This window comes from Deinococcus proteolyticus MRP (assembly GCF_000190555.1).
In the GTDB taxonomy this organism is placed as follows: domain Bacteria; phylum Deinococcota; class Deinococci; order Deinococcales; family Deinococcaceae; genus Deinococcus; species Deinococcus proteolyticus.
Map to the genome: position 1 here is coordinate 175001 of NC_015161.1, position 22053 is coordinate 197053.

The following is a 22053-nucleotide window of genomic DNA, read 5'->3' on the forward strand; positions in this document are numbered from 1 at the left end:
TTCCTGGAAGCCTGCACCACCCGGCTATAAACACGTGGTGAGCGTCTCCCTGGGAGGCAGTAAGCGCAATGCCCGCGAGGAGATAGAGGTGCTGGGGCAACCTTTCGTGCTGGAGCGTATTGGAACCGATGGGGACAGTAAGAAGGCGGCTCAGCTGTTCAGCGAACTGGACGGCCGTGTGGACGCTTTTGGCCTAGGCGGGGCGGACCTGTATGTGCTGGCGGACGGTCGACGCTACGCTTTCAGCAATATTCGCAAGCTGGTGGCGCATGCCCGGCAGACTCCGGTGCTGGACGGCTCGGGCCTAAAGAACACCTTGGAGCGTGAGGCTGTTGCTCAGCTGGATCCATTGCTGAACTGGAGAACCCGGCGGGTGCTGATGGTGAGTGCTGTAGACCGCTTCGGCATGGCTGAGGCTCTGGCAGAGGTGGGGGCCGACGTAGTGTATGGTGACCTGATTTTCGGGCTGAACCTGGACCTGCCGATTCGTAATATGGCGGCCCTGCGGCGGGCCGCCAGGGTACTGCTCCCACCGCTGACCACCTTGCCGCAGGACTGGTTCTATCCCACTGGGGCCAAGCAGGACACCAGTGTGCAGGGCAAGGGGACGCGCTATTACACCTGGGCGGATGTGATTGCCGGAGATACCCATTTCGTCAAGCGCTACGCTCCGCAGGACCTGCGCGGCAAGACGGTGCTGACCCAGACCATTACTGAGGCGGACCGCCAGTGGATGCACAACCGCGGCGTGGCCCGCCTGATTACCACCACGCCGCGCATGGGGTCGCGTAACTTCGCGACCAATGTGCTGGAAGCCTTTTTCGTGACTCTTAGTGGGAAGCGGGAAGCCCTGACGCCCCAAGAGTACTTGCACTACATCCATCAGGTGGGGTTCAAGCCTGAAGTCAGCGAGCTGAACTGAGGACGTCTGCAGCTGGAAAGATCAGCTACAGCACGCTGGCCAGGCGTCTGCTGGCCTGCTGCAGTTCCTCAGGGGTGAAGGCGGCGAAGCCCAGCAGCAGGCCTGGTGTTCTGGCGCTGCGGCCCCATTGGAACGCCTGCACGGGTGTCAGGTCCAGCCCCAGGGCTTCGGCCTGTTGGAGTAGGCGCGCCTCCTGTACTGCGGGCCAATGGGCAGTGAGGTGAAGCCCCCGTCCAGAGGAGAGAACCTCGGCCCCTAGCCCTACGACCTCCTGCACCAGGACCTCGTGCCGCGCTGCATAGATTCGCCGGGTGCGGCCCAAGTGGCGCGTGAAGTGGCCCTCAGCCATGAAGCATGCCAAGGTGGCGCTGTCACGCAGCGAGGAACCACCGTCCATCGCCTGTTTGACCGTAGTAAAGGTGCTGACCAGATGCGGCGGCACCACCAGAAACCCCAGCCGCAGTCCGGAAAAAAGGAAGGCCGAGAAGGTGCCCAGATGGATGACCCGGTCGCTGAGGGCCTGTAAAGGCGTGAGTGGTGGGCCAGCGTAGCGGTACTCGGAATCGTAATCGTCCTCCAAGATCCAGCCGCCACGCTCCGAAGCCCAGCGCAGCAGCTCCAGCCGCCGCTCGGGGCTGAGCAGGACTCCGCTTGGGAACTGGTGGGCTGGGGTCACACAGACCATGCGCAGATCACGCTGCCGCCAGAGAAGGGCCGGGTCCAGCCCCTGATGGTCAACCGGCAGGGGCACAGGCACCAGCCCAGCACCCAGCAGGGCCGCGCGGGTGCCGGGATACCCGGGCGACTCCAGCGCAGCCCGCTCGCCCTGGTCCAGCAGGGTGCGGGCAGCCAGGTCCAGTGCTTGCTGGGTGCCGGTGGTGATGATGACCTGGTCGGCCCGGCAATCCAGCCCGCGCTCCTGGCGCAGGTAAGCGGCCACCTGCTCGCGCAGCGGAGGCCAGCCTGCTGCCGAGCAGCGCTGGGCTGGGGACCAGTCGGCCTGAGCTTCAAGCCGCGCCCAGGTTTTCCACGGGAACAGCCGGGCGTCAGGGCGGGAGTGCCGAAAGGGCCGTAGGGGTCCAGTCTGCGTGGGGACAGTGGGCAGCTTGGCCAGTGCCAGCGCGCGTGCTGAGGGCTGGCCGGGCGCGTGGCCCGCTTCCGGCAAGAAACGCACGAAGGTGCCGGCCCCGACCCGGGCTTCAAGGTAGCCCTCGGCGCACAGGGTCTCGAAAACTTCGGTGACGGTGCCGCGTGAGACGCCGAGCAGCTCGGCCAGCTGCCGGGTAGGGGGTAAGCGCGTGCCGGCACCCAGCTGGCCAGTGGTGACCTGGGTACGCAGTGCAGCCGCCAGCTGCCGCGTAAGGGGCGTATCTGAGGCGCGGTCCAAGCGGAATTCCTGCCAGTCGCTCTGCATTGGTCTAGTGTAGTGCCCCAAAATTGGCTCTGTTATTGGACCAATTCCACCGGCATCATGACGGACATGACCGAGCAAAATGGAATGAGCGGACAACCCCAGGGCACGCAGGCTCCCGACGTGCAAAAGGTGCAGCGCGGCTTTGCCGAGATGTTCAAGGGCGGCGTGATTATGGATGTGGTGACTGCCGACCAGGCCCGCATTGCCGAGGAAGCCGGTGCAACTGCCGTGATGGCCCTGGAACGCGTGCCGGCCGATATCCGCAAAGACGGCGGCGTGGCCCGCATGAGCGACCCCAAGATGATTAAGGAGATCATCGGCGCCGTCAGCATTCCCGTGATGGCGAAAGTGCGTATCGGGCACATCGTGGAAGCGCAGATTCTGCAGGCCATCGGGGTGGACTTTATTGACGAATCCGAAGTGCTGACCCCCGCCGATGATCAGTATCACATCGACAAGCACGCCTTCAAGGTGCCGTTCGTGTGTGGGGCAAAGAATCTGGGCGAGGCGCTGCGCCGCGTGGGCGAGGGAGCAGCCATGATTCGCACCAAGGGCGAAGCCGGCACCGGCAACATCATTGAGGCAGTGCGCCATGCCCGCACGGTGCTGGGCGAAATCCGCCAGATTCAGGCCCGTCCGGTAGAAGAGCTGATGACCGTGGCCCGTGACCTGAGCGCCCCCTACGACTTGGTGCGCTACGTACACGAGCACGGCAAGCTGCCAGTAGTGAACTTCGCGGCCGGTGGTGTGGCGACCCCCGCCGACGCCGCGCTGATGATGCAGCTGGGCCTGGACGGCGTGTTCGTGGGCAGCGGCATCTTCAAGAGCGACAATCCTGAGCGCCGCGCCAAAGCCATCGTGCAGGCCGTGACGCACTACCAGAACGCCGAACTGCTGGCCGAGCTGAGCGAGGACCTTGGGGCTCCTATGACGGGTATCAACATCGACGCGCTGCTGCCCGAGGAGCGCCTGGCGACGCGTGGCTGGTAACCTGCGGCCTCAGGTGGGCGTGCTGGCCCTGCAAGGGGCCTTCCGTGAGCACCGACAGGCGCTGGAGCGGCTAGGGGCCGAGGTGCGCGAGGTGCGCCTGCCCGCTGACCTGGCGGGCCTGAGCGGTGTGGTGATGCCCGGCGGCGAAAGCACCACCATGCGCCGGCTGCTGGCCGCGACTGGGCTGCATGGGGCGCTGCTGGAATTCGTGCAGGGCGGCGGGGGGCTGTGGGGCACCTGCGCGGGGGCCATCCTGCTGGCCCGCGATATCACCGGCGATTCGGACGTGCCGGGGCTGCCGCCTGCGCTGGGGCTGCTGGACATGGCCGTGCAGCGCAATGCCTACGGGCGGCAGGTGGATTCGTTCACCGCCTCCCTGAACGTGCGCGGTCTGGAGGCGCCTTTCGAGGCGTTCTTTATCCGTGCTCCGGTCATCACAGAGGTGGGGGCTGGGGTAGAGGTGCTGGCCGAGCACGCCGGGCAGCCGGTGGCGGTACGCGGGGGACGGCTGATGGCCACCACCTTTCACCCGGAACTGAGCGGAGACGACAGCTTCCACCGCCTCTTCCTGAACATGCTGCCTTGAAGCGAAAATCAGAGGGATGATGACCACTTTTCCCGGCCACCATCCCTCTGATCTAGGTTTCCTGCAAGCGGCTCAGTCGGCGCCGTGGGCAAGCTGCGACTGCATCTCGGCGTAGCCCGGCTGCGCGAACCCCTGACGGTGCAGCGCTGTGGCCACGGCATCCCGTAACTCGTCGAGCCCCTGGCGCTTGAAAGCGCTGATGGCCACCGTCTGCACGCCGGCCTGCTCCAGCCGCTCCTGCAAGCGGGCCAGCTCGGCGGGGCGGGCCTGGTCCACTTTGTTCAGGGCCACGACGGCTGGCAGGTCCGCCAGCTCCAGGTCATCCAGAATGCGTGTCACAGCCTCGAAGTGCAGTTCGGCGGCGTCACTGCTGGCGTCCAGCACATGCACCAGCACGTCCGAATCCCCGATTTCTTCCAGTGTGGCGCGGAAAGCGCGGCTCAGGTCAGCCGGTAGGTCGCGTATAAAGCCCACGGTGTCGGTCAGGACCACTTGCCCCACGCCGCTCAGGTAGCCCTGACGGCTGGTGGGGCGCAGCGTGGCGAACAGCTTGTTCTCGGCCAGGACGCGGCGGGGCTCCTCGGCGGCGTGGGTCAGGGCATTGAGCAGGGTGGACTTGCCGGCGTTGGTATAGCCCACGATGCCCACCACCGGCACATCGTTGCGGGCGCGGCTCTTGCGGCGCTGTTCGCGGCGTACCGCCACCTCGCGCAGTTGCCCTTCCAGAAAGGCGATGCGGTCATTGATGCGGCGGCGGTCCAGCTCCAGCTTGGTTTCACCGGGGCCACGGGTGCCGATGGCCCCGCTGGCCGCACTGCCGCCCGAAGCCCCGATACGTGACAGCTGAGCGCCGGCGCCCAGCAAGCGGGGCTTCATGTAGCGCAGCTGTGCCAGCTCCACCTGGAGGCGGGATTCCTGGCCCTGCGCGTGCTGCGCGAAAATGTCCAGAATCAGCTGAGTGCGGTCCACCACCTTCAGGCCGGTGGCCGCCTCAATTTCACGGGCCTGGGCCGGGCCCAGCTCCTGCCCGAATATCACCAGGTCGGCGTCCAGGTGATAGGCGCGTGAGGTCAGTTCCTCGAGCTTGCCGGCCCCGACCAGCGTGCCGGCTTTGAGGTTGCGGCGGTAGACCAGCTCGCGGTAGACCACGGCAGCCCCGGCGGTGCGGGCCAGTTCACCCAGCTCGGCCAAGCGCTCTTCGGCGTCCACTTCGCCGGTATCTATCTGCACCAAGATGGCCTGCTCGCGCTCCTTTTGCGCCTCGCGGGTGCGGGCGGCGCGCGCAATTTCCTCTTCCAGGGCCGAAACCTGCGCTCCCAGGTCGAACTCGTCAATTTCGTAGCTGGGTACGGCCGGCAGGATGCGCCAGTCCTCTTCCTCGGCGGCACTGCCGGGAGGCGTGAGGTGGGCAGTATGCACACGGCCGGGGCGGCCCTCACTGTCAACTTCAATCGCGCTGACGGCGTCCAGTCGCCGCATAAACAGCGTGGAGAGGTCACTCTTACTCAGCTCGCCGCCGCGTGGGTGGGTGTGCAGCAGGTGATAGCCCGACAGGCGGTTCTCGCCCTGACGGTTTTCGGGCAGCTCGGTGCCCTTGGCATCGGCTACGCTGACACTCAGCACCCGGCCCCGGCGGTCAATCAGCACGCTGACTTCACGGCGCACATCGGCCGACAGCTCGGCGAGGTTACGGGCCAGTTCGGGCGAGCCTATCCGCCCCGGCTCAATGCGGCGGCGGTAGAGGTTTTCCAGCGACTTGAGCTGTGCCTTTTTCAGGCCCGAGGTGTTTCCATGTACTTTGGTAATGGTTCGCTACCTTCTTCCTTGATTTCTCAGTGAATGCTCTGTCTGTCGGGCCAGCGGGCCACACAGATATCGGTTCAGAAAAAACAATTTGACGACACCGGCTTTTATTATCGCGGCCGCCCCACACGGGAACGTGAGGGGCGAGTTGGGGCAGCGCCCATGCTCGTGGGGCGACATGCTCCAGCGATAAGGCGGCATGCAGTAACAAAAAAAGCCGCCCGATTGGACGACCCGTTGCATTCCTGCGCCTTGTTTCCTGGCGGAGAGGGTGGGATTCGAACCCACGGTACGGCAGGACCGTACAACGGTTTTCGAGACCGCCCCATTCAACCACTCTGGCACCTCCCCCCGCCGCTTTGGCAATTGGGCGCAAGTGCGTCGGGAAGTATAGCAACTTCCAGGGCGCATGGCAAAATCCGGGGCGGAGAGCCAGAAGACAACAAAAAAGCCCGCCTAAAGGCGGACCTTGATGGTGGGTTGTGTAGGGCTCGAACCTACGACCCGCTGATTAAAAGTCAGCTGCTCTGCCAACTGAGCTAACAACCCCTGCTCTGCGGCGTCGCCTGTACGGCATCACCATAAAACAGCGAAAACAAAGATAACATGGGTTTCCGGGATATATGTAACCTGTGATACATAAACGGACTCGCTTAAGGCCTGCGTAGGGCCAGAGCCTCTTCGGCCTCCCGAGTTTCGTTCCAGGGGACAGTTTCGGTGTCCCGCTCCAGGGTATCTTCGGGGCCCTTGCCGGCCAGCAGCACTGTGTCGCCGGGCTGTGCCTGGGTGACCGCGTAGCGGATGGCTTCCTGCCGGTCCGGAATGGACCTGAAGTTGCTGTGCCCCCCTTCGCGGGCGCCGCGCTCCATCGCGGCTAGGATGTCCTGCAAGGGAGTTTCGCGGTGGTCCTCCTCAGTGAAAATGGCCTGGTCGGCGCAGCGTCCGGCCACCTCGCCTAGCGGCGCACGCTTGAGGGGGTCGCGGTTGCCGCCTGCCGAGCCGATCACCACCCACAGCTGTCCCCCGGTGGTGCTGCGGAGGGTCTGTAGGGCTTTTTCCAGGCTGGGTGGCGTGTGGGCAAAGTCCACGATGACGCGGGGCTGTGGACCGGCAGGCCCACGCACCAGCTGCATCCGCCCTGGCACGCCACCAAACGACGCCAGCCCGGCCTGAAGCTGCTCGGCGGTGGCTCCCAGGTGGGCTGCTGCGGCCATCGCAGCCAGGGCATTGGCAACGTTGAAAGCTCCGATCATGGGCAGCTCGGCCGCGAACTCGCCCAGCGGCGAGTGCACCCGGAAGCTCAGGCCGCGCCCGCTCTGCTGTACCTTGTCTGCCTGCCAGTCGGCCGCTCCCCCCTCAGCGGAATAGGTCACTTCCTGCGGGGCTACGCCGCGCAGCTGCTCTGTCCAGGGGTCGTCGGCATTCAGGACCGCGAAGGGGGCCGCCTCAATCAAGCGGCGTTTGTCGGCAAAGTAGCCTTCTACGCTGCCGTGAAAGTCCAGATGCTCGCGGGTCAGGTGGGTCCAGATGGCGGCGTCCCACGCCACGCCGCGCACCCGGTGCAGGGCCAGGGCGTGGCTGCTGGCTTCCAGCACGGCCGCCTGTGCCCCTGCTTGCAGCAATTCGCGCAGGATGCTCTGCAGCTGCGGCGCTTCGGGGGTGGTGAAGTGCGCCGGGAACTGCCGCAGCTTGCCGTCCGGCAGCTCGTAACCGGCGGTGCTGAGCAGCCCGGTGGGCAGGCCCGCTGCCCGCAGCAGGTGGCGGGTCAGCCAGGAGGTGGTGGTCTTGCCGTCGGTGCCGGTCACGCCTACTACCTTCAGGTCACGGCTGGGGTGCCCGTGCAGCTCGGCGGCCAGGTCGGCCAGGGCGGCGCGGGCGTCGGGCACCTGCAGGTAGGGGAGCGTGGTCTGGACCCCGGTGGGCAGGCCCTCGCCCAGCACAGCCACGGCCCCGCGCTCCTGCGCCTGGGCAATAAAGCTGTGGCCGTCGGCCCGCGCTCCCCGCACCGCCACGAACAGGCTCCCTGGCTCGGCCCAGGCGGCGTTGTGGGTCACGCCTGTCACGTCTGCCTCTGGGGTCTGCGTGGGAGCGGGAAGATTCAGAGCAGCGGCGAGGGCAGCGAGCTTCATGGGGGGCAGTTTAGAGCAGCGGCGTGCCTGGGCAAGCTCTCTGCAGCAAGGCCCCTATTTCCGCATTGGAGATAGGGGCCTCTGGAAGCTGAGCCTTTATTCGTCTTCGTCGAAGTCGGCGTCCATGCCGTCGAAATGGGCGTGGCCGTGTTCCAGCTCCTCGGGGGTGGCGTCACGCACACTGCGCACAGTCACTTCGAAGTCCAGGGTTTCGCCGGCCAGCATGTGGTTGTAGTCCACCTCTACCTTGTCGCCGCTCAGGCCCAGCACGGTAAAGGGCACCAATTCGCCGCCGTCGGTTTCACCGAAGTAGGTGGCGCCCACCTCGACGTCGTCGTCGAAATCGGCCAGGTCCAGCTGGTCGGTGTTTTCCTCGTCGTAGACGCCGTAGCCCTCTTCAGGGGTCACGGTGGCCTTGACCTGGTCGCCGGCGCTCTTGCCTTCCAGGGCCTTTTCCAGACCGGGGATGATGTTGCCGTGGCCGTGCAGGTAGGTCAGCGGTTCGCCGTCTTCGCTGCGGTCGACGATTTCACCCTCCACGCGCAGAATGTAATCGATTTCGGCCACTTTGTCTTTGGCAATTTGCATGTGATGCTCCTTCTGGCCCCCAAACTGAGCGGGCGGCACTGAACGGGAAAAAGGTGGTTCTCGCGGGTGCGCTGCACAGACGCAGCTCCATCAGTCTAGCGGGCGCCCCGGCGTCTGGGGCCACGCGGAGGGTTAGGCTGGCACTCATGACCCCTACTGACCCCGCCTCGCTCCCCGGCAAGTTCGCACAGTTTGTCATGCTGGAAGAGGCCCAGGCCGCTGTGCGCTCGGCGTTGCCCCAGCCCGGCAGCGAGTGGGTGGCCCCAGCACAGGCCTTCGGCCGCCGGCTGGCCCAGCCGCTGCGTGCCGGCGTGGCCCACCCCAGTGCCACCGAAAGTGCCCTGGACGGTATCGCAGCCCGCGCTGCCGACACGCTGGGCGCTGCAGCACAGGCGCCAGTCACGCTGCGGGTGGTGGGGGAGAGCCGGGCCGGGCAACCGTTCGCCGGCGAGGTGAAGGCAGGCGAGTGCGTGCGGATTTACACCGGCGCCCCGCTGCCGCCCGGCGCGGACGCCATCTGCCCGGTGGAGCAGCTGGAGTTCATGGCGGGTGAGGCCGAGGTGCGGCTGCTGACCCCGGCCAGGGTAGAGGACGTGCGCCACCTGGGCGACGATTTCGCACCCGGCGACGAGCTGCTGCCCGCGGGCGTGCGCCTCACCCCGGCGCGGGTGGCGCTGGCGGTGGCGGGTGGGCACGCCCAGCTGCCGGTGCTGCGTCGCCCCCGCGTGGCCCTGCTGAGCACCGGAGACGAGGTGAAGGCCCCCGGCACGCCGCTGGAGCCGGGCGAGGTCTACGACTCCAACCGCTACGGCCTGCACGGACTGCTGCTGGAATGCGGCGCCGAGGTGCTGGACCTGGGCCACGCCCCCGACGACGTGGACGAGTTGGCGGCCCGGCTGGACACGGTGGGCGGCGCCGACCTGCTGCTGACCAGCGGCGGCGTGAGCATGGGCCGCTACGACTTTATGCGCGACCTGCTGCTGGAACGCGGCGAGGTGACGTTCTGGAAAATCCGCCTGCGGCCCGGTGGGCCTACGCTGCTGGGGCGCTGGAACGGCCTGAGCGTGCTGGGGTTGCCGGGCAATCCGGTGAGCAGCCTGGTGGTGTTCGAGCTGCTGGTGCGCCCGGCCCTGACCGGCCAGCAGCTGCGGGGCACCCGGCTGCGGGCAGGAGCACCCTTTGCCAGTGCCGGGCAGAAAACGGCGTTCTGGCGCGGTGAGGTGCGCGGGGGCGAGGTGGTGCCGTACCCCAAGCAGAGCAGCGGTGTGCTGCGCTCGCTGAGCGACGCCCGGGTGCTGGTGCGGGTGGACCCCGGTCAGGCGCCTGTGGCCGGCGACGAGGTGGAGGTGCTGTGGTTGGACTGAACCGGGCCCGATATTCGCCGCCGCTGGTGCTGCCCACTTGGCGTCTCCGCACGGGAAAGGCTGGAGAGGTTTACAGCGCCTGTCTGCTTCGCTAGGCTGCGGCATGACAGACCTCACTCACGGCAACGGTGCACTCGGCCCTTCCGGCAACTCCTCCGGGGAAACCCTGGAAGAACTGCGCGAGCAGGTGGACCAGCTCAACAATCAGCTGGTGGAGCTGCTGTCACGGCGCGGCGAGCTGGTCGCCCAGATTGGGCGTATCAAGTCCAGCGAGGGCGGCACCAAGTTCTACGATCCCAAGCGCGAGGAAGACCAGCTGCGGCTGGTGCGCCAGGCCAACAAAGGGCCTTTTACCGACGCCGCAGTAAGCGCCATCTTCAAGGAGATTTTCAAGGCCAGCCTGGACCTGGAAGAGACCCGCGAGCAGCGCAAGCTGCTGGTGAGCCGCAAAAAGCACCCCGAGGACACCGTGCTGACCATCGGGGACGTGAGTATCGGCGGGCAGGAGCCGCCCGTCTTGATCGCCGGGCCCTGCGCAGTGGAGTCCGAAAAGCAGATGGACAGTGCCGCTCAGCTGGTGGCCGAGCTGGGCGGCAAGATTCTGCGCGGCGGCGCCTACAAACCCCGCACCAGCCCCTACGGCTTTCAGGGGATGGGCGTGGACGGCCTGAAGCTGGGCCGGCAGGTGGCGGACCGCTACGGCCTGCAGTTCATGACCGAGGTGATGGACACCCGCGACGTGGAAGTGGTGAGCGAATACGCCGACATTCTGCAAATCGGGGCGCGCAACATGCACAACTTCAGCCTGCTGCGCGAGGTGGGGGCGGTGCGCAAGCCGGCACTTCTCAAGCGGGGGCTGAGCGCCACCATGGAGGAATGGCTGTACGCCGCCGAGTACATTCTCTCGGGCGGCAACGAGGACGTGATCATGTGTGAGCGCGGCATCCGCACCTTTGAAAAGTGGACCCGCAACACCCTGGACCTGAGCGCCGTGGCGCTGGTCAAGCAAGAAAGCCACCTGCCAGTGGTGGTGGACGTGACCCACGCGGCCGGCCGCCGTGACCTGCTGCTGCCACTGGCCAAAGCCGCGCTGGCCGTGGGCGCCGACGGCATCCATGTGGAGGTTCACCCCCAGCCGGCCACCGCCATGAGCGACAACGAGCAGCAGCTGGACTTCGCAGAGTTCCGGGAATTCGTGGCAGGGCTGAACATCTGAACGCCCGGCTGGGCTGAAAGAGGGCCCGAGCTGGACATTCAGCTCGGGCCCGCGCTGCTCAGCCTGCCGGCTCGGTCGGTGAACTGATCTCGCCCGCGTCCGGCGCTTCCGGGTCGGTCAGCGGGTAGGTATGCAGCTCTACGAATTCGCCCTTTTCCTCAATGGTCAGGCTGAGAGCCGACACCTGAAAGCGGGTCAGCGGCAGCTCCATCGCCTCTACCCGCTCCCACAGGTCCTCCTCCGCCCAGGGCAGCACGCCCAGCGCCAGGGTGAGGTGCGGCGCGTAGGATTCGCCGTCGTAGGGGCTGCGGGTGGAGGGGCCCACGCTGAGGGCCATCAGGTGCAGGTACAGCATCCGGGCGCTGGTCTCGCATTCCAGAAAGATGACGCTTTTGTAGCGCTTGAAGCCCTTGACCGTGACTTCAAAGGAACTGGCACCGTCCAGCACGTCACGGAACCGTTCAATCAGCTCACGGCGGCTCAGCTCGGTGCGGAACGGGGCGCGCAGGTTGATGTGCGGCACGCCGAAGCCGCTGACCCCCAGCTGCTCCTGCAGCCGGCGCAGCCAGCCGTCCAACCGGGGCGGGGGCCAGGCCACCAGGCTGTAAGAGCCGTCGGTCACGCCCGAATCGGCCGGATTCGGGCAGCTGGGCCCGGCCGGCAGGGAAAGGGGAGAAGGGTCGGAAGCGGGCATGGCAGGTCTCAGTGTGGCACGTCGCTGGACGCGGTGGGCACTGCGGCACTTTCGCTTTTGCTGATGCGGTAGCGGCACTGGGAGGCGCCTGTCGAGGCGCGGGCTTCACAGCGGACCTCGGTTTCCAGCAGGTCCGCAATCATATCTCGTTCGGCCAAGCAGAGTTCGGTAAATTCGCACGCCACGGCCAGGTGCGGGCAGTTGTGGTGCGTCAGGTAGTAGCAGTCGCCGCTCTGCTCCAGCACCGAGCCGTAGTTGGCCTCCTGAAATTTGCGGGTCAGCTGTTCCAGCCGCTGTGCCAGAGGCAGGTCTGGCCCCCACTCGGCCTGCACTTCGGCGGCCAGGGTCTGTGCCCGCGAGTTCATCACTCGCCCCACGGCGTCCGGGCCGTATTCGGCGCGCAGGTGATGCAGCAAGTCCATGCACAGGGTGGGATAGCTCTTGGGAAAGCGCGCTTCACCCTGTTCGGTCAGCCGGTACAGCTGCTGTGCCCGGCCCCGGCCCTGAGGTTTGCCGCTGTATCCCTCAATCAAGCCGGCTCCGGCCAGGCGGGTCAGATGCCGGCGCACGCCCTGTTCGGTCATGCCCAGCGCTTCGCTGAGCTGCGCGGCGCAGAGGCTCCCATGCTGCTTGAGCAGCTGCAGCAGCCGGTCGCTGGTGCGCTCGCCCTGGCTGCTGCGCTGGTCCGGGCTGCCGTGCTGAAGTTGGCTGGTCCCAGGCAACTTCAAAGCACCGGCAGCGGCTCAAGGTTGTCCGCCGAAAAGTCGCTCAGGGTCTCTACACTGATCTGTCCCGCCAGAGCGCGGGCCACCTCACGCAGCGCCCCGGCCGCCGCCGACTGCGGATGGGCGAGAACGGCCGGCACGCCGCTGTCGGCGTCCTGGCGCACCTCGGGGTCAAGCGGCACTTCGCCCAGCACGCTGAGGCCGCCCAGCTTGCGGGCGCCGCCGCGTCCGAACAGGTCGTAGGTATGCCCGGTGTCGGGGGCCACGAAGTAGCTCATGTTCTCCACCACGCCCAGCACCGGCACGCTGGCCTTGCGGAACATGTCCACTGCGCGGGTGGCATCAATCAGGGCCACGTCCTGCGGGGTGGTCACGATCAGGGCGCCGGTCACCTTGACCGACTGGGTGATGGACAGCTGCACGTCGCCGGTGCCCGGCGGCAGGTCGATAATCAGATAGTCCAGACTGCCCCAGGCCGCATCCTTGAGAAACTGCTGCACCGCCGAGTGCAGCATCGGGCCGCGCCAGACCAGCGCCTGTCCGGCCCGCGTGAGGTTGGCCATCGAGATAAAGCGCAGGCCATGTGCCTCGATAGGCATCATCTGCCGCTGCTCGTTGGCGGTGATGCGCGTCTCGCTCTGGCCCAGCATGTGCGCCACGCTGGGGCCGTACACGTCGGCGTCGAGCAGGCCCACGCGGGCGCCGTCCTGTGCGAGCGCCGCCGCTACGTTTACGGCCACGTTGCTCTTGCCCACGCCGCCCTTGCCGCTGCCTACCAGAATCACGTGCTTGACGCCGGGCAGCGGAGGCTGCTGCGGCGCACGCACCTGAGCGCTGAAACTGACCTCGACCGTGTCGATACCGGGCACCTGCAGCACGGCGCGGCGCACATCGTTTTCGATGGTGCCTTTGAGGGGGCAGGCCGGGGTGGTCAGCTGCACACGGACAGCAGCCACGTTCCCTTCGACCACCACGCGTTCAATCATGCCCAGGCTGACCAGGTCCTGGTGCAGCTCGGGGTCGTTGACGGTCGACAGGGCGGCCATGACGGCTTGATGCATAACGCTCTCTCTAGCGCACCGCTTGCGGCGCTGGCAAGGGGCAGGGTTACAGTGGGGCTGCTCCGGATGAGCAGCAGGGCTCCGCGCTTTAGGGCAGCTGCGCCAGCACCTCGCGGGCGCTCAGGGTCACTTCGGTGGGGTCTTCCTCCAGATGCAGCCAGCGGACCCGGCCGTCCGGGCCCACCACAAATATGGCACGCCGGGCGCAGCCCTGGTCGGGCAGGGCGACCCCGTACTGAGCCGCTACGGCCAGGTTCATGTCGGCCAGCAGCGGCACCTGCAGTCCCAGTTCACGCGACCAGGCCCGGTGGGTGTACACCGAGTCGCGGCTGATACACAGCACGTCGGCGCCGGCCGCGTCGAAATCGGCGGCGTGGCGGCTGTAGTCGGGCACCTGAGCGGTGCAGCCGGGGCTGAAGTCGAGCGGATAAAACACCAGCACGGCCCAGCGGCCTGCTGCTGCGTAGCTGCTCAGGGTGACGGGCTGCCACAGACCGCCGGGCTGCACGGCGTTGAGGGTAAAGTCGGGGGCAGTTTGATTCAGTAGCGCCTGGGGGGAGGCAATCACGCCCTGTATTCAAGCACATGCGCCCGGCGCTGCCAGCGTCAAATGTGGAGCGGGGAGTCCAGGGCCAGCCGGCTGACCTGCCGCTACGCGCCCTCGCTTAAGCTGGGCAGATGCTGGAGCTGCTGACCGTGTTTCTGCGCCTGGGCCTGACCAGTTTCGGGGGGCCGGCCGCGCACCTGGGCTATTTCCAGACCGAGTTCGTGGAGCGTCGCCGCTGGCTGAGCGCCGCGCAGTTCGCGGACCTGGTCGCGCTGGCGCAGTTCCTGCCGGGACCGTCCAGCTCGCAGGTGAACCTCAGCATCGGGTATCTGCGGGCGGGGCTGCCCGGTGCGCTGCTGGCCTGGGCCGGCTTTACGCTGCCCAGTGTGCTGGCGCTGGCTGCATTTGCCGCCTGGGTGGGCGAGCTGCCTGACCTGAATGCCGGCTGGCTGGCCGGGCTGAAGGTGGCGGCAGTGGCGGTGGTGGCCCACGCTGCAGCGGGCATGTGGCGCAGTCTGGTGGGCGGGCCGGTGCAGGCTGCCCTGGCGCTGGGGACCGCTGCGCTGCTGCTGGCCTGGCCGGTGTGGTTCGGTGGGGGCGGGCTGAGCGCCGGCGTGCAGGTCGTGGCGCTGCTGCTGTGTGCGGGAGTGGGCTGGGCCGCACTTCCGGCGCCGGCTGCCCCCGCACAGCCGCTGCAGCTGGGGCCAGCGCCACGGGTGGGAGCCGCCCTGTTGCTGCTGGCGGCCCTGCTGCTGCTGGTGCTGCCGCTGCTGCGGCCCCTGGGGCCAGTCTGGGAGCTGCTGGACCAGACCTACCGCGCCGGGGCGCTGGTGTTCGGCGGCGGGCACGTGGTGCTGCCGCTGCTGGAAGGCGGCCTGGTGCCGGATTGGGTAGACCACGAACGCTTCGTGGCCGGCTACGGCGCCGCCAACGCGGTGCCGGGGCCGCTGTTCACCTTCGCCAGTTATCTGGGAGCCGTGCAGCACCGGCTGCCCACCTTGACTGGGGTGGCCGCCGCCACCCTGGGCATCTTCCTACCGGGCGCACTGCTGATGCTGGGCGCGCTGCCCTTCTGGAGCCGGCTGGCTGCCCAGACCTGGGCCCGCCGGGCGCTGCTGGGGCTGAATGCCGGGGTCGTGGGTCTGCTGCTGGCCGCGCTGTACGACCCGGTGTTCACCTCGGGGGTGGCGGGGCCGCTGCACCTCGCGCTGGCGCTGCTGGCCTACGGGGCGCTCCGTGCATGGAACGCCCCCGCCTGGGCCGTGGTGCTGGCCTGTGCGGGGGCGGGGTGGGCGCTGTTTTAGCCTCGGGCTCAGTTGCGGGTACCGCGCACCACCTGAACGATGGCTTCACCGTATTTGCTCAGGCGGGCCGGCCCCATGCCCTTGATGGACTGCAGGTCCTCGACCGTATAAGGCACCCGGCGGGCAATTTCGGCCAGCGTGGCGTTGCTGGCCACGATAAAGCGGCTGATTTCCTGCCGGCTGGCTTCAGCGTTGCGCCAGTCGCGCAGGCGGGCGAACACGGCGCTCTGTTCCTCGGTCAGGTCGGCAGCCGGGTCGGGCTTGCCGCTGCCGGGTTGGGCCGCCGACGGCAGGGGCAGGTCGGGCTGCAGCACTTCAGGCTGCGGTGCTTCAGGTTGCAGTGCTGCAGGTTGCGGACTGGGCTGCTCGGCTTCCAGCTGCTCCGCTTGCGGCGGCCGGCCGCGCTGCTGGGTCTCATTCCGGCCAGTGTCCCGGGCCTGGATGTCCTGCGTGTTGGCTTCCTTCTGGCGGCCGGCCCCTTCGCTAGTCCCCTGCTCACCAGTGCCTTGCTCGGCAATGCCCTGCTCTTCGGTGCCTCGCCTGTTCGGGTGGGCCTCGGCGGGGGCCGGCGCAGAAGCCGCGTGCCCAGCTGCCGGCGCCTCGAAGACGAAGCGCTCCAGGCCGCTGTGACGGCCTCCCGGCGTCCGCTGCTCCCGCGCCGGCTGCCCTTGGCCCCGCTCACCCTGAGAACGCTCGGTGCCCTGAAAACGCTCGGTACGCTGAAAGCGGCGGCTGCCCTGCTCCTGACGCGGTGGCCGTTCCTGGCGCTCCGCGGGGGCCTGGGGCTGCTCACGCTCGCCGTCCGGGCGGCCACGCTGCTGGCGCTGGTCAGGTCGGGCGTCCGCCGCTGCCTGGGCCAGGTCGGCCGTGTGCCCGGTCTGCTGACTGCTGGTCTGTCCGCTGGCCTGGCCACTGCGGTGGTCCTGCCGGCCGCGCCTGTGTTCCGTACGTTCTCCCCAGCTGCCGTCTTCCTCGGCCCGTCCTCCCTCAGCCTGTCCATCCTGGCCGCTTAGCAGGGCGCGCACCTGGCGCACGTCGGCCAGGCCAGGAGTCAGGATGACGCCTCCTTGCACCGGGCGGGCGGCCGGCTGCACACCGCCCAGTGGGGCCGCCGTGGCCGCCGCCGCCTCGGGAGGCAGCAGCAGGGCGGTGGGTCCCAGCGGCAGGGCGCGGCCGCTCAGCTGGCGTTCCAGGCTAGCGGCGGTCTGAGCGGCGCGGGCCAGGCGCAGCGGCAGGGTGGCCACGTCCCGCAGCGCCAGGGCGGCGGTCAGGTCGGCAGCGGCGGGCGCGGCCGGGGCGGGGCGCTCACCTGCGCCGAACAGCAGCGCCAGTTCGCCGTCGGCAAAGCCGGTCAGGGCAGCGCCGTGATGGTAGGTCACATGCTGTGCGCCGGCGGCCAGCCAGTGGGCGCCGGGCGCCAGCGTGGCGTCTACGATCACCGGCACACCGGCCCGTTCGGCGCGGCGCAGGTCTTCCTCGCCGGGTTCCAGCAGCCAGACCGCGACTGCGCCCCGCCAGTCCCCATCCAGGCCGGCGGCGGCCAGCCCGGCTTCGGCCAGCAGGTCACGGCGCAGCGGCAGCCGGGGGTCGGTGCGCAGGACACCGGCACCCAGCAGCGCCCGCAGCTGCCGGGCCAGTGCGGCCTCGCCGGCCAGGGTCATGCCCCAGGCTGCACCTTCCAGCGCCGCCAGGGCGCTCTCCAGCCGGCTGTGGGCGTCGCCGCGCTCACTGTGCAGGGCAATCAGGCGGGCGTCGGGGCGCAGTTCGGCTGAGGCGTCCCGCTGCGCCGCGGTATCGGAATCGAAATTGGTCATGGCCACATTGTGCCGCATGCCCCGGCGGGCCGCCTCTGCACGGTCCCTTGACCTTTGGCCGCGCCAGCCGCGTTACTTGCCGGGCTTGTCCCGCCGGCGCCGCACCCGGTAGGTCAGCAGGTCGGCGTACATCCGGGTGCGGTACACCACCCCCTTGACCAGACCACGTTTTTTTTCCTTGAGCACCTGCCCCATATCCGGCAGCTCCACGTAGTCCCAGCGCAGGCCGGTGTTTTCCAGATGCTCGGTGATGGCCGGCTCGGGCCAGCGCTCCTGCGGCAGCCGGGGCACGCTGAGCAGCCACTCGCGGCGGCAGGCCCGCTGCCCGCTCAGCTGCGGGGTCAGGCGGTTGCCCCACTCCGACATGAACTTGCCGCCCTCGAACACGCCGATGGTCATATCCAGCTCGCCGGCCAGCACCGGGCGCACCAGTTTGTGCAGGTGCTGCGGGGTCAGGCCGGTCAGGTCGGCATCCAGCATGACCACCCACTCGGCCTGCGCCGCTTGCAGACCGGCGTACAGGGCCGCACCCTTGCCCCCGTTGGGTTGCAGGTCCAGCACCTGGGCGCCGGTGGCCTGAGCCGCCGCGACCGTCAGGTCAGAGCTGCCGTCGGACACCACCACCACTTCGGGCGTGAACTCCAGGGCCACCCGCGCCACTTCGGCCACAGTGGCTTCCTCGTTGAAGGCAGGAATAACCACGGCCACCGGCGCCGGGGTCGGAAATCGTGGCTGCGCGGGCTGACTCATCGCCCGCCAGTTTAGTGCACGCAGCCACCTTGCCGGGGCACCGGTCCTCTTGGCCGTCTGGAACGCCGTTCCAAGAGCGGTATGTGCTGGGACTGCGGGGCTTCCCTCGCCCTGCTGGCAGGCTCATGGGGTGCCCAAGGAGATCACGGCACGGTCCGGAAATGAACTAATCTTTTCATTTTCTCATAAATGTTCTGGAACATTTCCAAATGCGGGAACGGCGTCCGAGACGCTTTCGAAGAGAGGGCGATGAACAGGGCAAAGTGGATTTCCGGGGGGTTTTGGGCTTTAGAGCACTGTTGCGTTTGGGTTTCTCATAGGAAGGGGCGACACTATAGCAATCATGAAGTCGCGCGCCCTGTTTCTTTCGATGCTGGTCGGCAGCGCTGGCTGGGCCTCGGCACAGACCGATCCCTTCCAGCGCACGGCTCCCACCACAGCGCTTCCGTCACTGTCGGGCGGCTCGGGAGGCGCCCTCCCCGGAGTGGCCTCAGCTCCGGCGGAAGTGGCGCAGGCGCGTCCGGCCGCCACCAGCTTCGGTTCGCCGCGCACCAGCGGGCAGGACGTGACCAAAGTGGTCTTCGACCTGCCCGCTGGTGCCCGCTATGTGCTCAGCCCGGCCTACAGCGGCCTGACCGTGCGTGTGGACGGCGCTCCCGTGCAGCCGGACAGCCGCGGCTCCCTCAGCCCGGTGGTGACCCGCTACCAGGCGGGGGGCAACCAGGTGTTCCTGGGCACGGCGCATCCTCTGGGCGCATCCGGCGGCTGGAAGGCCAGCGAGGCCACCATCGCTTCGGGCAGCCGGGTGCTGATTCTGGAATTCGGTGAAGCTGTTCAGGGCGGCGCAAGCAGCGAAAGTCTGCGGGCCATGCAGCCCGGAACCGCCATGCCGGTGGCTGAGGCTCCCGCGTATGCCGGCAGCGGTTCCTCTGGGACCGGCCTGGCTTCGCCTATGGCGCGGGCCAACTCGCTGGACCGCAGCAACAACCCCTATCAGCTGCCGGCCCGGCCGCTGGCGTCCCAGCCACGCGGTGAGCCGCTGGTGGTCACGCCGGCCTACGTGCCGTCTGCAGCTCCCGCCTCCCGCCCGGCGCCGGTGGCTGCAGCTCCTGCTCCTGCAGCGGCTGACACTGCCCCCGGCGACACGGTGGGCACCGTCAAGCCGCAGCCGCTGCCCCCCGAGCTGGCCGACGCACCCGGCTACACCTCCAGCAGCGACATGAGCGGCCGCGTACCGGGATCGGGCGGCAACAACCTGCTGGGCGAACCCCGCGTGGGCAAGAGCCCCGGCATGACCCGTGTGGTGGTGGACCTGCCGCCGGGTGCGTCCTACCGCATTGACCCGCAGGGCGCCGGCCTGAACGTGGTGATCAGCGGTGTGCGGGCCCAGAACGGTGGCGCTTCGGGCATCGGTGCCGAGCTGGCCGCCTGGAGCTACCGCTCCTCGGGCAACACGGTGAACCTCAACCTGCAGACCGGCAGCCCCACCACCGCTGCACGCGGCTGGCGCGCCTTTTTCCTGCCGCCCGTGGACAGCAGCACCGACCGCTACCGCCTCGCCATTGACGTGGCCCCGGCCCTGGCCAACCTGCGCCCGCTGCCCAGCCAGGAGCGGCGCCTGAGCAACCTGACTTCGCTGCCGCCTGCCGGTGGCCTGAGCTACGCCAGTGCCGTGAAACCCAAGGTGGTCCTGGATCCTGGGCACGGCGGCAACGACCCCGGTGCCATAGGCAGCGTGCAGGAAAAGAAAGTCGTGCTGGACGTGGCGCTGCGCGTGCGCCAGTTCCTGAATGCAGCCGGCATCGACGTGGTGATGACCCGTGACCGCGACACCGCCCTGAACGCCAACAAGGCCACCGACCTGCGCATGCGGGCCAACATGGGCTCGGCCGGGTACACCTTCGTCAGCATCCACGCCAACGCCATGCCCGCTCAGAGCGCCCTCAAGGGCTACGGCGTGGAAACCTGGTACAACGCCAACCACCGCCTCTCGCCGGCCTTTGCCAGCATCTTGCAAAAGAACATGGTGGACACCAGCGGTGCGTTCTCACGCGGCATCAAGAACCACCAGTCGCTGGCCGTACTGCGGACCAACCGGGTGCCGGCCGCCCTGGTCGAGATCGGCTTTGTGAGCCATCCGGTGGACTCCATCAACCTGACCGACCAGAACTACATTGACCGTGTCGCCCTGGGCATAGCCAAGGGAATTCACGAGTCGCTGCGGACCGGCGTTCATGCGGCGCCCGCCGAAACGGTAGGACAGCTGCCCGGCAACCAGGCCGACTGAGCCGAAGTTTGCCGCCACAGAGGGCCGCACTGGGGGACCTTCCCGGTGCGGCCCTCTGCGCGGAGCGGGGCAGGCTCAGCTCACCCGCAGCGGAAGGGCCTGCGGGCTGACGCCTACCGGGCGCTCCCCTGCGCTGCCATGCGGCGCCCCGGATTCGGGACCGCTGGTCCCGTTGGTGCCCAGCGGCTTGGCGTACCAGGTCATGACCGGGCGGGCGTCCACCGCGAAGCGGTAGCCCAGGCGCTCCCAGAAGCGCGCACCGGCCGGGTTCTCGCCCAGCACCGACGCCATCAGCCGGGCGGTGCTGGTGGGCAGGCGGCTTTCCAGGTCCCACATCACCCGGCTGCCCAGCCCGCTGCCGCGCTGCGGCGGGGTCAGCAGCAGCAGGTTCACGGTCACGTCCTGCGGCTCGGGATAGGCCTCTTTCCAGTCCAGCACGCCGACGACCTGCCCGCCGTGCTCAATCAGCTCGACATGCCGGCGCCGGTCCATCAGCGCCAGGCCCAGTTCCAGCTCGACCTCGGCGGCGGTGGGAATTTCGGTGCCCAGCATCTGGAAGTAGTCCGGCGAGTCACGGTAGACCGCGTACAGGGCCTGTGCGTCACCCAGGTGGGCCGTTTTGGTCTTCAAAATAAGCCTCCTTGGCCCCGGCCCGGCCCGCCGCCGGCCGCATGGAGTGCCGCTGGGAGACCAGGTGGGAACGGCCTTCAGCATACCCCCCGCCCTTCCTACAAACCCCTGACGCAGCCTGGTCCTTTTCTCAACCCTTCCACAGAAATTCCCCTGGCCTCCGCCCGCTCCGGCGCCTTTTGCTCCCCCTCCGCCCTGAGTTCCGGTGTGCTGGGGGCAGATGCTCTAGGGTACGGAGCGTGAGTGGGTTTTACGCTTCCCGTTTGAACCGTCCCGGCGCGGTGCTGGCCCCGATGGCCGGCTACAGCGACGCGCCGATGCGTCAGCTGGCCGCCGAGCAGGGCGCCCTGTGGACGGTCAGCGAAATGATTAGTGCCCGTGGCCTGATGGAGCACGACGGCCCCGACCTGACCCTGGGCCGGCCTTATCCCGGCGAGTCGGCGCGGGTGGTGCAGCTGTTCGGGGCCATTCCCGAGTACCTCGCGGCGGCCGTGCAGCGCACGGAAGAGTGGTTCGCGCCGGCAGCCATTGACCTGAACATGGGCTGCCCGGTGCCCAAAGTCCACGGTAAAGGTGGCGCCTGCTTGCTGCAGACGCCGGAAGTGGCCTACAGCCTGATTCGGGCCATGAAGAGTGCAACAACCCTGGACGTGAGCGCCAAAATCCGCCTGGGCTGGGATGAGAACCGCGCCGTGGAGGTGGCGCAGGGGCTGGAGGCAGCGGGCGCAGCCATGATTACCGTACATGGGCGCACCTCCAAGCAGCGCTATACCGGCGAGGCCGACTGGGACGCGATTGCGCAGGTCGCGGCGGCAGTGAACATTCCGGTGATTGGTTCCGGCGACATCACCACCTTGGACGCGGCCAGGCAGCGCCAAAGCAGCGGCGTGGCGGCCGTGATGATTGGGCGCGGCGCGGTGGGCAACCCCTGGCTGTTTGCGGCGCTTGCCAGCGGCAGCGACGAGTACCCCAGTGCCCAGGTTCGTGCCCGCACGGCGCTTCGGCACGCCGAGTTGCAGGCCGAGTTCTACGGCGAGGACCGCTACGGCGTGCGCTCGGTGAAGCCTCTGCGCAAGGTGCTGCCCAAGTATCTGCCCGACCATCCCGAGCTGCGTGATGAGCTGGTCAAGGTAGATACGGCACAGGACGTGGCGCGGGTGCTAGCCCCTTTGCTGGACGGCTGACGGGCCGTGGTGCCGGGACCGCTGGTAGAGGGCCCGGGCGCTGTC

General features: G+C 68.1%; 19 protein-coding genes and 2 tRNA genes (1 of these 21 running past the window's edge). 8 read left to right on the forward strand and 13 right to left on the reverse strand.

Annotated elements, in window-relative coordinates; all coding sequences use genetic code 11:
• Positions 1–922 carry the 3' portion of a hypothetical protein gene (locus tag DEIPR_RS00905; protein WP_013613945.1) on the forward strand. It extends 17 nt beyond the left edge of the window, so only the last 922 of its 939 coding nucleotides appear in the window; the start codon falls outside the window, past its left edge; the stop codon is at positions 920–922.
• Between the two features lie 25 nt (positions 923–947).
• Here DEIPR_RS00905 and pdxR read toward each other — a convergent pair whose 3' ends face one another.
• Positions 948–2336 (reverse strand): MocR-like pyridoxine biosynthesis transcription factor PdxR, encoded by a 1389-nt coding sequence (gene pdxR / locus DEIPR_RS00910; protein ID WP_013613946.1) that lies wholly within the window; start codon positions 2334–2336, stop codon positions 948–950.
• Between the two features lie 84 nt (positions 2337–2420).
• On the opposite strand from pdxR, the gene pdxS reads away from it, so the two are divergent.
• Positions 2421–3326 (forward strand): pyridoxal 5'-phosphate synthase lyase subunit PdxS, encoded by a 906-nt coding sequence (pdxS, locus tag DEIPR_RS00915; protein ID WP_083801520.1) that lies wholly within the window; start codon positions 2421–2423, stop codon positions 3324–3326.
• Positions 3316–3912, forward strand: coding sequence for a pyridoxal 5'-phosphate synthase glutaminase subunit PdxT (gene pdxT / locus DEIPR_RS00920; protein ID WP_013613948.1), 597 nt, complete (start codon positions 3316–3318; stop codon positions 3910–3912). The genes pdxS and pdxT overlap by 11 nt, the downstream gene beginning before the upstream one ends.
• A gap of 72 nt (positions 3913–3984) precedes the next feature.
• Here the strand turns inward: pdxT and hflX are convergent, their stop codons facing one another.
• From hflX to DEIPR_RS00945, 5 genes are all read right to left on the reverse strand, one after another.
• Positions 3985–5718, reverse strand: coding sequence for a GTPase HflX (gene hflX / locus DEIPR_RS00925; protein WP_013613949.1), 1734 nt, complete (start codon positions 5716–5718; stop codon positions 3985–3987).
• A gap of 257 nt (positions 5719–5975) precedes the next feature.
• A tRNA-Ser gene (locus tag DEIPR_RS00930) sits at positions 5976–6066 on the reverse strand.
• A 122-nt stretch (positions 6067–6188) separates the two neighbouring features.
• A tRNA-Lys gene (locus tag DEIPR_RS00935) sits at positions 6189–6264 on the reverse strand.
• Between the two features lie 104 nt (positions 6265–6368).
• Positions 6369–7844 carry a UDP-N-acetylmuramoyl-L-alanyl-D-glutamate--2,6-diaminopimelate ligase gene (locus DEIPR_RS00940; RefSeq protein WP_013613950.1) on the reverse strand — a complete coding sequence of 492 codons (1476 nt, stop codon included), beginning with the start codon at positions 7842–7844 and terminating at the stop codon, positions 6369–6371.
• A 96-nt stretch (positions 7845–7940) separates the two neighbouring features.
• Entirely contained in the window at positions 7941–8432 is a 492-nt protein-coding gene (locus tag DEIPR_RS00945; RefSeq protein ID WP_013613951.1) for an FKBP-type peptidyl-prolyl cis-trans isomerase, read from the reverse strand.
• 146 nt (positions 8433–8578) lie between these two features.
• On the opposite strand from DEIPR_RS00945, the gene DEIPR_RS00950 reads away from it, so the two are divergent.
• A complete protein-coding gene (locus DEIPR_RS00950) occupies positions 8579–9796 on the forward strand; it encodes a molybdopterin molybdotransferase MoeA (protein ID WP_013613952.1) in 1218 nt (405 codons plus the stop codon).
• A 103-nt stretch (positions 9797–9899) separates the two neighbouring features.
• Positions 9900–11012: a bifunctional 3-deoxy-7-phosphoheptulonate synthase/chorismate mutase gene (locus DEIPR_RS00955; RefSeq protein ID WP_013613953.1), complete on the forward strand. Its 1113-nt coding sequence runs from the start codon at positions 9900–9902 to the stop codon at positions 11010–11012.
• Positions 11013–11070: 58 nt separating this feature from the next.
• Here the strand turns inward: DEIPR_RS00955 and DEIPR_RS00960 are convergent, their stop codons facing one another.
• The 4 genes from DEIPR_RS00960 to DEIPR_RS00975 all read right to left on the reverse strand — a co-directional run bounded on the left by DEIPR_RS00960 (position 11071) and on the right by DEIPR_RS00975 (position 14060).
• Positions 11071–11706, reverse strand: a complete 636-nt coding sequence (locus DEIPR_RS00960; protein ID WP_013613954.1) for a 2'-5' RNA ligase family protein — start codon at positions 11704–11706, stop codon at positions 11071–11073.
• A gap of 8 nt (positions 11707–11714) precedes the next feature.
• Positions 11715–12434: a helix-turn-helix transcriptional regulator gene (locus tag DEIPR_RS00965; protein WP_013613955.1), complete on the reverse strand. Its 720-nt coding sequence runs from the start codon at positions 12432–12434 to the stop codon at positions 11715–11717.
• Positions 12431–13492 carry an Mrp/NBP35 family ATP-binding protein gene (locus DEIPR_RS00970; protein ID WP_013613956.1) on the reverse strand — a complete coding sequence of 354 codons (1062 nt, stop codon included), beginning with the start codon at positions 13490–13492 and terminating at the stop codon, positions 12431–12433. Before DEIPR_RS00970 ends, DEIPR_RS00965 begins: the two co-directional genes overlap by 4 nt.
• 88 nt (positions 13493–13580) lie before the next feature.
• Positions 13581–14060, reverse strand: coding sequence for a redoxin domain-containing protein (locus tag DEIPR_RS00975; RefSeq protein ID WP_013613957.1), 480 nt, complete (start codon positions 14058–14060; stop codon positions 13581–13583).
• 110 nt (positions 14061–14170) lie between these two features.
• Here DEIPR_RS00975 and chrA point away from each other — a divergent pair, with 110 nt between their 5' ends.
• Complete coding sequence (gene chrA / locus DEIPR_RS00980; RefSeq protein ID WP_013613958.1) at positions 14171–15343, forward strand: chromate efflux transporter; 1173 nt, start codon at positions 14171–14173, stop codon at positions 15341–15343.
• An 8-nt stretch (positions 15344–15351) separates the two neighbouring features.
• On the opposite strand, the gene DEIPR_RS00985 is transcribed toward chrA, so the two are convergent.
• Positions 15352–17157, reverse strand: coding sequence for an HRDC domain-containing protein (locus DEIPR_RS00985; protein ID WP_041221882.1), 1806 nt, complete (start codon positions 17155–17157; stop codon positions 15352–15354).
• Between the two features lie 72 nt (positions 17158–17229).
• The gene (locus tag DEIPR_RS00990) at positions 17230–17907 is read right to left on the reverse strand and encodes a glycosyltransferase family 2 protein (protein WP_013613960.1); all 678 of its coding nucleotides are present in this window, start codon (positions 17905–17907) and stop codon (positions 17230–17232) included.
• A 343-nt stretch (positions 17908–18250) separates the two neighbouring features.
• On the opposite strand from DEIPR_RS00990, the gene DEIPR_RS00995 reads away from it, so the two are divergent.
• A complete protein-coding gene (locus tag DEIPR_RS00995) occupies positions 18251–20194 on the forward strand; it encodes an N-acetylmuramoyl-L-alanine amidase family protein (RefSeq protein WP_013613961.1) in 1944 nt (647 codons plus the stop codon).
• A gap of 75 nt (positions 20195–20269) precedes the next feature.
• On the opposite strand, the gene DEIPR_RS01000 is transcribed toward DEIPR_RS00995, so the two are convergent.
• Positions 20270–20824 (reverse strand): GNAT family N-acetyltransferase, encoded by a 555-nt coding sequence (locus tag DEIPR_RS01000; RefSeq protein WP_013613962.1) that lies wholly within the window; start codon positions 20822–20824, stop codon positions 20270–20272.
• 293 nt (positions 20825–21117) lie between these two features.
• On the opposite strand from DEIPR_RS01000, the gene DEIPR_RS01005 reads away from it, so the two are divergent.
• Complete coding sequence (locus tag DEIPR_RS01005; protein ID WP_049775027.1) at positions 21118–22008, forward strand: tRNA dihydrouridine synthase; 891 nt, start codon at positions 21118–21120, stop codon at positions 22006–22008.
• Positions 22009–22053: the final 45 nt, after the last annotated feature.

Excerpts from the sequence above, each read along its gene's own strand:
- DEIPR_RS01005 (WP_049775027.1), top strand. The coding sequence starts at position 21,118 with ATGGCCGGCTACAGCGACGCGCCGATGCGTCAGCTGGCCGCCGAGCAG.
- DEIPR_RS00940 (WP_013613950.1), bottom strand. The coding sequence starts at position 7,844 with ATGAAGCTCGCTGCCCTCGCCGCTGCTCTGAATCTTCCCGCTCCCACG.
- DEIPR_RS00945 (WP_013613951.1), bottom strand. The coding sequence starts at position 8,432 with ATGCAAATTGCCAAAGACAAAGTGGCCGAAATCGATTACATTCTGCGC.
- DEIPR_RS00950 (WP_013613952.1), top strand. The coding sequence starts at position 8,579 with ATGACCCCTACTGACCCCGCCTCGCTCCCCGGCAAGTTCGCACAGTTT.
- DEIPR_RS00990 (WP_013613960.1), bottom strand. The coding sequence starts at position 17,907 with ATGAGTCAGCCCGCGCAGCCACGATTTCCGACCCCGGCGCCGGTGGCC.
- DEIPR_RS00985 (WP_041221882.1), bottom strand. The coding sequence starts at position 17,157 with ATGACCAATTTCGATTCCGATACCGCGGCGCAGCGGGACGCCTCAGCC.
- DEIPR_RS00970 (WP_013613956.1), bottom strand. The coding sequence starts at position 13,492 with ATGCATCAAGCCGTCATGGCCGCCCTGTCGACCGTCAACGACCCCGAG.
- pdxR (WP_013613946.1), bottom strand. The coding sequence starts at position 2,336 with ATGCAGAGCGACTGGCAGGAATTCCGCTTGGACCGCGCCTCAGATACG.
- pdxS (WP_083801520.1), top strand. The coding sequence starts at position 2,421 with ATGAGCGGACAACCCCAGGGCACGCAGGCTCCCGACGTGCAAAAGGTG.
- DEIPR_RS00995 (WP_013613961.1), top strand. The coding sequence starts at position 18,251 with ATGAAGTCGCGCGCCCTGTTTCTTTCGATGCTGGTCGGCAGCGCTGGC.
- DEIPR_RS00955 (WP_013613953.1), top strand. The coding sequence starts at position 9,900 with ATGACAGACCTCACTCACGGCAACGGTGCACTCGGCCCTTCCGGCAAC.
- DEIPR_RS00960 (WP_013613954.1), bottom strand. The coding sequence starts at position 11,706 with ATGCCCGCTTCCGACCCTTCTCCCCTTTCCCTGCCGGCCGGGCCCAGC.
- chrA (WP_013613958.1), top strand. The coding sequence starts at position 14,171 with ATGCTGGAGCTGCTGACCGTGTTTCTGCGCCTGGGCCTGACCAGTTTC.